Origin of the sequence: Microbacterium azadirachtae, from assembly GCF_000956545.1 — a bacterium.
Lineage (GTDB): Bacteria > Actinomycetota > Actinomycetes > Actinomycetales > Microbacteriaceae > Microbacterium > Microbacterium azadirachtae.
Window position 1 is genome coordinate 1 of record NZ_JYIT01000029.1, and the last position, 7,646, is coordinate 7,646.

The following is a 7,646-nucleotide window of genomic DNA, read 5'->3' on the forward strand; positions in this document are numbered from 1 at the left end:
GGAGGGGACGGCTCGGGGGCGTCATGCTGCTCCTGTCAGGGGGCGCTGCTCATGACCGTGCTGCACGCGCTGCACGGTGACCGACACGTCGCCGAAGGTGAGCGGGATCGGCGCCTGCGGCTTGTGCACGGTGACCTCGACGATCTTGACCCGCGCGTCCTCGAGCACGGCGTCGGCGATCCGCACCGCCAGGGTCTCGAGGAGATTCACCGGCTCTCCGGCGACGATCGCGGCGACGCGCTCGGCGAGCTCGCCGTAGTGCACCGTGTCGGCGACGTCATCGCTCGCCGCGGCGGCGCGCAGCGCGAGGTGCAGGCGCAGATCCACGACGAAGTCCTGACCGTCCTCACGCTCGTGGTCGTACACGCCGTGCCGGCCGAACACGGTCAGGCCCGTGAGCGTGATGCCGTCGAGGAATTCCATGCCCCCAGCCTACGGCGGGCCGCCTCATCGCGGCTGTCCACGACGGCGGCCTTTGTGCAGGGACCACCCGGCGTTCTGCAGGGTCGCCGCCCTCAAGGAACGGTGCACCGTCTCGTCCGCCGCGGAATTCCGGCCGCCCCGTGTCGACAGCACGCCGCGCTCCCTGCAGAACGCCCAGCCTCCCTGCACAACGGCCCGGCTCGCGACGCGACCGCGCGCGGGTGCGTCAGCCGTCCCAGGCGCCCAGCACGGCGAGCGCGTCTCGGGTGGCGGCGACGTCGTGCACGCGCACGGCCCACGCGCCCGCGCGGGCGGCGAGCACGCTCGTCACCGCGGTCGCCAGGTCACGGCGGCGCTCGTCGGCGTCCTCTCCCAGCGCCTCGGCGAGGAACCGCTTGCGCGAGGTGCCCACGAGCACGCGGGGCCCCAGCGCCACCACGTCGGAGAGCTCGCGCAGCAGGTCCCAGTTCTGCCCGGCGGTCTTCGCGAAGCCGACGCCGGGATCGACGATGACGCGCGAGGGCGCGATGCCGGCGGCAGCCGCCGCGGCGACGCGCTCGCGCAGCTCGCCGGCCACCTCCCGGCCCACGCGCGCGTACTCGGCGCGTGCGTACATGTCGGCGGAGGGCCCGCGCCAGTGGCCGAGCGCGATGTCGGCGCCGGTGCCGGCGACAGCCGCCAGCATGTCCGGGTCGGCGAGGCCGCCCGACACGTCGTTGACGATCCTGGCGCCCGCCTCGACGGCGGCGACCGCGGTCGAGGCGTTCAGGGTGTCGACGCTCACGGGGATCCCCTCCGCGGCGAGACGCTCGATCACCGGGAGCACCCGGCGCTGCTCCTCGGCGACGGGCACACGCTCGGCGCCGGGCCGGGTGGACTCTCCGCCGATGTCGAGCACGTCCGCGCCCTGGGCGCGCAGCAGCAGCCCGTGCGCGACGGCGCCGTCCGGATCGGCGTGGCGCCCGCCGTCGCTGAACGAGTCCGGCGTCGCGTTGACGATCCCCCAGATCGCGGTCATGCGCCGGTCCCCGCGCCGATCAGCGCGATGAGCTCCGCCCGGGCGACAGGATCCGTGTACACGCCGCGGGCCGCGATGGTCAGCGTCGAGGCCTCGGTCTGGCGCCCCCCGCGCATCGTGACGCAGCCGTGCACGGCGTCCATCACCACGAGCACGCCCTGCGCATCGAGGTGCGCGGCGATCGCGTCGGCGACCTGCTCGCCCAGCCGCTCCTGCACCTGCGGGCGGGAGGCGAGGATCTCGACGACCTTCACCAGCGCCCCGAGGCCCACGACCTGCTCCCCAGGCAGGTACGCGATGTGCGCGTGCCCGGCGAACGGCAGCAGATGGTGCTCGCACACCGAGCGGAACCGGATCCCGCGCAGCAGCACCGCCCCCGAGGGAAGGGTGTCCGGCGCGGGCCCGTGCGAGACGCTGATGGTGTGCGCGAGCGGCGCCGCCGGATCCTCTCCGACGCCCGCGAAGAACTCGGCGTAGAGGTCGGCCATGCGCGCCGGGGTCTGCTTCAGCCCCGGGCGCTCCGGATCCTCGCCGATCGCGAGCAGCAGCTCGCGGGTGAGCGCGGCGACGCGCTCCCGGTCGACGGTCATGACTCAGGCCGTCGCGGGACGCGGCTTCCCGCCCGCAGCGGGCTTGCGCCCTGCCGCGGTGGACGGAGCGGCCTCGTTCGCGGCGGCGCCGGTCTCGACGCCGCGCTGCGGCATCTCGATCGGGGGCAGCAGCGACACCGGGCGGTCCTCGCTGGACAGCCACTGCGGACGCTCCGGGAGCTTGCGCACATCGGTGAAGATGTCGGCGATCTGGTTGTGGTCCAGCGTCTCCTTCTCGAGCAGCTCGCGCGCGAGCCGGTCGAGGATGTCGCGGTTGGCGCTGAGCACCTCGTACGCCTCGTTGTGCGCCTGCTCGATGAGCGCGCGCACCTGGGTGTCGACCCGCTCCGCGATGGTCTCGGAGTACTCGCGTCCGCGGCCCATGTCGCGGCCGGCGAACGGCTCGCCGCCCTCGGATCCGAGCTTGACCGGGCCGAGATCGGTCGTCATGCCGTACTCGAGTACCATCTTGCGGGCGATCGAGGTGGCCTTCTCGATGTCGTTGGAGGCGCCGGTGGTCGGGTCGTGGAACACGAGCTCCTCGGCCACGCGTCCGCCCATCGCGTAGGTGAGCTGATCCTGCAGCTCGTTGCGGGTCACCGAGTACTTGTCGTCCAGCGGCAGCACCATCGTGTAGCCGAGGGCCTTGCCGCGCGGCAGGATCGTGATCTTGGTGACCGGGTCGGTGTAGTTCATCGCCGCCGCGGCGAGCGCGTGCCCGCCCTCGTGATACGCGGTGATGAGCTTCTCCTTGTCCTTCATCACGCGGGTGCGGCGCTGCGGGCCGGCGATCACGCGGTCGATGGCCTCGTCGAGCGCGCGGTTGTCGATGAGCTGCGCGTTGGAGCGCGCGGTCAGCAGGGCGGCCTCGTTCAGCACGTTCGCCAGGTCGGCACCGGTGAAGCCGGGCGTCTTGCGGGCGACGACCTCGAGGTCGACGCCGTTCGCGAGCGGCTTGCCCTTCGCGTGCACCTCGAGGATGTGCTGGCGACCCTTGAGGTCGGGCGCGTCCACGCCGATCTGGCGGTCGAAGCGCCCGGGGCGCAGGAGGGCGGGGTCGAGGATGTCGGGCCGGTTGGTCGCCGCGATCACGATGACGTTCGCGTTCGGGTCGAAGCCGTCCATCTCGACGAGCATCTGGTTGAGCGTCTGCTCGCGCTCGTCGTTGCCGCCGCCCAGGCCCGCGCCGCGGTGCCGGCCGACGGCGTCGATCTCGTCGATGAAGATGATCGCCGGGGCGTTCTCCTTCGCCTGCGTGAACAGGTCGCGCACGCGCGAGGCGCCGACGCCGACGAACATCTCGACGAAATCGGATCCGGAGATCGAGTAGAAGGGGGCGCCCGCCTCACCGGCGACGGCGCGGGCGAGCAGGGTCTTTCCGGTTCCGGGAGGGCCGTACAGCAGCACGCCCTTGGGGATGCGCGCGCCGATCGCCTGGAACTTGCCCGGATCCTGCAGGAACTCCTTGATCTCGTGGAGCTCCTCGATCGCCTCGTCGGCGCCCGCGACGTCGGCGAACGTGACCGTCGGGTTCTCCTTGTTCACGAGCTTCGCCCGCGACTTGCCGAACTGCATGATCTTGCTGTTGCCGCCCTGCGCGCTCGACAGCAGCCACCAGAACAGCAGGCCGAGGAGCACCATCGGGATGAGGATCGAGAGGAAGCCGTCGAACCAGCTCGCCTTCGGCACCGAGTCGTTGTAGCCGTCCTTGGGGGCGGCGTCGTCGATCGCCTTCACGACGTCGGCGGCACGCGCCTGGACGTAGTAGAACTGCACGGATTCCGTGCCCTTGTAGGGCTTGGACAGGGTCATGTCCACGCGCTGGTCGCCGTCGGTGTTGACCACCTTGGTGACGGTGCCGCCCTTGAGCAGGTCGAGGCCCTCCTGGGTCGACACCTGCGAAGAGGATCCGAGGCTCGTGATCAGCATGAAACCGCCGACGAGCAGCACTCCGATCAGCACCACATACGTGTACCAGCTGCGCGTGATCTTCTTGACATCCATGATCCGTTCAGCGTAGCGCGCGCGTGCTTGGCCCCTCCTGGGGATTCGCCCACGGCGTACCGGGAGCCGGCCTGCCCGCGACGCGCGGGACGCCGGGACCGGATCCGCGCCGCCTCAGGCGTAGACGTGCGGGGCCAGCACGGCCACGTCGCGCAGGTTGCGGTAGCGCTCGGCGTAGTCGAGGCCGTAGCCGACGACGAACTCCGGCGGGATGTCGAAGCCGACGTACTTGCAGTCGATCTCGACCTTGGCGGCCTCGGGCTTGCGCAGCAGCGCGAGCACCTCGATCGACTCGGCACCGCGGGAGGCGAAGTTCTCCAGGAGCCAGCTGAGCGTGAGGCCGGAGTCGATCACGTCCTCGACGATGAGCACGTGCTTGCCGTGCAGGTCGGTGTCGAGGTCCTTGCGGATCTGGACGACGCCGCTCGACTTCGTCGACGCGCCGTAGCTCGACACGGCCATCCAGTCCATCGGCACCGAGAACGGCAGCGCGCGGGCGAAGTCGGCCATCACCATGACCGCACCCTTCAGCACCCCGACCAGGAGCAGGTCCTTCCCGGCGTAGTCGGTCGCGACGCGCGCGGCCAGCTCGTCGAGCTTGGCGATGATCTCCTCCTCGGTGACGAGGATGTCGGTCAGGTCGTCGGGGATGTCCGCAGCGCGCATGGATCGATTTTACGGGACCGGATCCGTTCCCCCGCGGGCACCCCCTGAGCGCTACTGTGAGCGGTGAGGCGGGGTGGCGCTTGGGGGAACCGAGCCTCCGCCGTGGACGGAAGGAGTCCCATGGACATCGACGAGATCCTCAAGCAGGTGCCGATCGGCGACATCGCCCAGAAGCTCGGCGTCAGCGAGGACGTCGCGCGTCAGGCGGTGCAGGAGGGCGGTGCCGCGCTGCTCGGAGGCCTCGCCAAGAACGCCGAGACGCCCGAGGGCTCCGCGGCGATCGAGGCCGCTCTCGCCAAGCACGACGGCTTCTCCGGCGCGGCGTCGCTCGACGACGTCGACGAGGCCGACGGTCAGAAGATCGTGTCGCACGTGTTCGGCGGCAACGCCGATCAGGTCGCGCAGACGCTGACCAACGACCAGAAGACCGCCGGCATCGACTTCGGCAAGCTGCTGCCGATCCTCGCGCCGATCGTGATGGGGCTCATCGCCAACGGCCAGAAGGGCGCCTCCAACGGAGGCGGCGGCGGTCTGGGCGACATCCTCGGCGGGCTGCTCGGCGGCGGCCAGCAGCAGCAGGGTCAGGCCTCGGGCGGCGGCGGGCTCGGCGACATCCTCGGCGGCCTCGGCGGGCTGCTCGGCGGCGGCGGCAACTCCGGCTCGGGCGGCGGCATCGACATCGGCGGCCTGATCGGCGGCCTCCTGGGCGGCAAGAAGTAGAACCCGCGCAGACGTCCCCGGAACGCGGTGTCCCTCGGGCACCGCGTTCCGTGCGTCCAGGGGCTCCCTCCGCTGGGGCTCTAGCGTGCGGCGAAGACGATGCGGCCGCCGACGCGCGCGGCCGTGCAGCCCGGGAGGTCGATGGGTCCCTGCCCCGACCAGTCCGTGACGAGCCGGGCCACCTCGACGGTCTGGCCGCGGCTCAGGCCGACCCCGAACTCGCTCTGCACCACGAGGCGGATGATGCGGTTCCGCAGCGCCGCCGGGTTCGCCGCCAGGGCCGCCGCGCTCACCGAGATGCCCGCCTCGGCGTGCTCGACGATGTCCTCGATCGTCTCGTGGATCATCTCGTCGAACGCCTCCGCGTCCTCACGCAGCTGCTCGGCGGTGCGGGCGAGGGCCTCGGCGATCCCCGGTCCGAGCTCCGCCTCGAGCACCGGCAGCACGCGTTCGCGCACCCGCACGCGCAGGTAGCGGTGGTCGGTGTTGTGCGGATCGTCCCAGGGCGTCAGCCGCTCGGCCGCGCACGCCTCCCGCGTCGTCTCGCGACGCACCGCGAGCAGGGGCCGGATCCATGTCATCCCGTCGTCGTCGATCCGTGCCGGCGCCATGCCCTGCAGGCTGCCCGCGCCGGATCCGCGGGAGAGCCCCAGCAGCACGGTCTCTGCCTGGTCGTCGAGCGTGTGCCCGAGCAGCACCGGTGCGCCCTCGGCCAGGGCGATCTCGCGAAGCGCCCCGTACCTCGCCGCGCGCGCATCCGCTTCGGGCCCCTCCCCCGTCGGCGTCACCTCGACGCGCTGCACGCGAGCGGCGATGCCCAGCGACGTCGCGACGACGGCGGCGTCCGCGGCGACGCGGTCGGATCCTTCCTGGAGACCGTGGTCGACGGTCACGCTGTGCACGGCGATGCCTGCGGATCGCGCCTCGAACGCGGTCGCCGCGGCCAGCGCCAGCGAGTCGGCGCCCCCGGAGAGCGCGACCACCACCGCGGCCGGCTGTTCGGGCAGCGCGGACAGCGCAGTGCGCACGGCGCGGCGGATCGAGGCGGTGGCGGGGGAGAGCGACGGCACGTCCCCCACGGTACCGGGCGCGCTGCTCCCCGCTCGGTGCGGGGCGGATCCGCGACACGCGGGGAGTTCTGCGCAAGTAGGCTTGTCCGCGGCATCCAACCGTCTTTTCTGAGGAGCACACGCATGGGCGCACACGACGCCGTCATCGAGATCCCGCGCGGCAGCCGCGTGAAGTACGAGGTCGACCACGAGACCGGACGAGTCCACCTCGACCGCGTGCTCTACACGACCTTCGGGTACCCGGCCGACTACGGCTACTTCGACAACACCCTCGGCGAGGACGGCGACCCGCTGGACGTGCTCGTCCTGCTCGACCAGGCGATCTTCCCCGGCGTGGTCGTGAACGTGCGCCCCGTCGCCGTGCTGAAGATGAGCGACGAGGCCGGCGGCGACGACAAGCTCGTGGCCGTGCTGAGCAAGGACCCGCGCTGGTCGCACATCCAGGACGTCGACGACCTGGCCGAGTACACGAAGAAGGAGATCGCGCACTTCTTCGAGCACTACAAGGACCTCGAGCCCAACAAGTGGGTCAAGGTCGACGCGTGGGGCGACGCCGCGGAGGCGCAGCGGATCCTCGACGAGGCCATCGAGCGCTTCAAGAACGACGGCCACTGAGTCCGTCCGGCTGCGATCGCGCGGCCGACGACGCAGAAGACCCCCGGTCCGCTTCGACGGCCGGGGGTCTTCTGCGTGAGGGATCCGGGGATCAGCCCATGTAGACGCCCTGGTTCTGCATGAAGTCGATGGGGTTGATCGTGCTGCCCCACTGGTAGACCTCGAAGTGCAGGTGGCAGCCGAAGGATCCGCCGGTGTTGCCGGCGAAGGCGATCACGTCGCCGGCGTTGACCCATTGCCCCGACCAGACATTGAAGCCGCCGTCGAGGATGTGGCCGTAGCCGGTGGCGAGGCCCGAGCCGTCGCTGTTGTCGATCTTGATGTAGTTGCCGTAGCCGCCGTTCCAGCCGGCGTAGACGACCTTGCCGGAGTGCGCAGCGTAGATCGGGGATCCGCAGCTGCCGTCGGCGAGGTCGACGCCCGCGTGGAAGCTGGACGAGCAGCCCCACGAGGAGCAGTCGGGAACGCGCCAGCCGTAGCCGGAGGACTGGTAGCCGCCGAACGGACGCACCCACGCGCCGCCGCTCGAGCCGCCTCCGC

9 protein-coding genes are annotated in these 7,646 nt (G+C 71.4%); 2 read left to right on the forward strand and 7 right to left on the reverse strand.

From position 1 onward, the window contains the following. Positions 1 to 21: 21 nt before the first annotated feature. From folB to hpt, 5 genes are all read right to left on the reverse strand, one after another. A complete protein-coding gene (gene folB, locus RL72_RS00395; protein ID WP_045248819.1) occupies positions 22 to 423 on the reverse strand; it encodes a dihydroneopterin aldolase in 402 nt (133 codons plus the stop codon). A 226-nt stretch (positions 424 to 649) separates the two neighbouring features. Continuing rightward, entirely contained in the window at positions 650 to 1,441 is a 792-nt protein-coding gene (folP, locus tag RL72_RS00400; RefSeq protein ID WP_045248820.1) for a dihydropteroate synthase, read from the reverse strand. Continuing rightward, on the reverse strand, positions 1,438 to 2,031 hold the full coding sequence (folE, locus tag RL72_RS00405; RefSeq protein WP_045248821.1) for a GTP cyclohydrolase I: 594 nt from the start codon (positions 2,029 to 2,031) through the stop codon (positions 1,438 to 1,440). The genes folP and folE overlap by 4 nt, the downstream gene beginning before the upstream one ends. 3 nt (positions 2,032 to 2,034) lie before the next feature. Continuing rightward, positions 2,035 to 4,035, reverse strand: coding sequence for an ATP-dependent zinc metalloprotease FtsH (ftsH, locus tag RL72_RS00410; protein ID WP_045248822.1), 2,001 nt, complete (start codon positions 4,033 to 4,035; stop codon positions 2,035 to 2,037). A gap of 114 nt (positions 4,036 to 4,149) precedes the next feature. Continuing rightward, complete coding sequence (gene hpt / locus RL72_RS00415; RefSeq protein WP_045248823.1) at positions 4,150 to 4,701, reverse strand: hypoxanthine phosphoribosyltransferase; 552 nt, start codon at positions 4,699 to 4,701, stop codon at positions 4,150 to 4,152. Positions 4,702 to 4,821: 120 nt separating this feature from the next. Between hpt and RL72_RS00420 the strand changes: the two genes are divergently transcribed. Then, complete coding sequence (locus RL72_RS00420) at positions 4,822 to 5,421, forward strand: DUF937 domain-containing protein (protein WP_045248824.1); 600 nt, start codon at positions 4,822 to 4,824, stop codon at positions 5,419 to 5,421. Positions 5,422 to 5,501: 80 nt separating this feature from the next. On the opposite strand, the gene tilS is transcribed toward RL72_RS00420, so the two are convergent. After that, complete coding sequence (tilS, locus tag RL72_RS00425) at positions 5,502 to 6,491, reverse strand: tRNA lysidine(34) synthetase TilS (protein ID WP_045248826.1); 990 nt, start codon at positions 6,489 to 6,491, stop codon at positions 5,502 to 5,504. Positions 6,492 to 6,614: 123 nt separating this feature from the next. On the opposite strand from tilS, the gene ppa reads away from it, so the two are divergent. Then, positions 6,615 to 7,106, forward strand: coding sequence for an inorganic diphosphatase (gene ppa, locus RL72_RS00430; RefSeq protein WP_045248825.1), 492 nt, complete (start codon positions 6,615 to 6,617; stop codon positions 7,104 to 7,106). 91 nt (positions 7,107 to 7,197) lie between these two features. Here ppa and RL72_RS00435 read toward each other — a convergent pair. Beyond that, the coding region (locus RL72_RS00435) for a M23 family metallopeptidase (RefSeq protein ID WP_045248827.1) at positions 7,198 to 7,646 on the reverse strand (449 nt) is incomplete at its 5' end.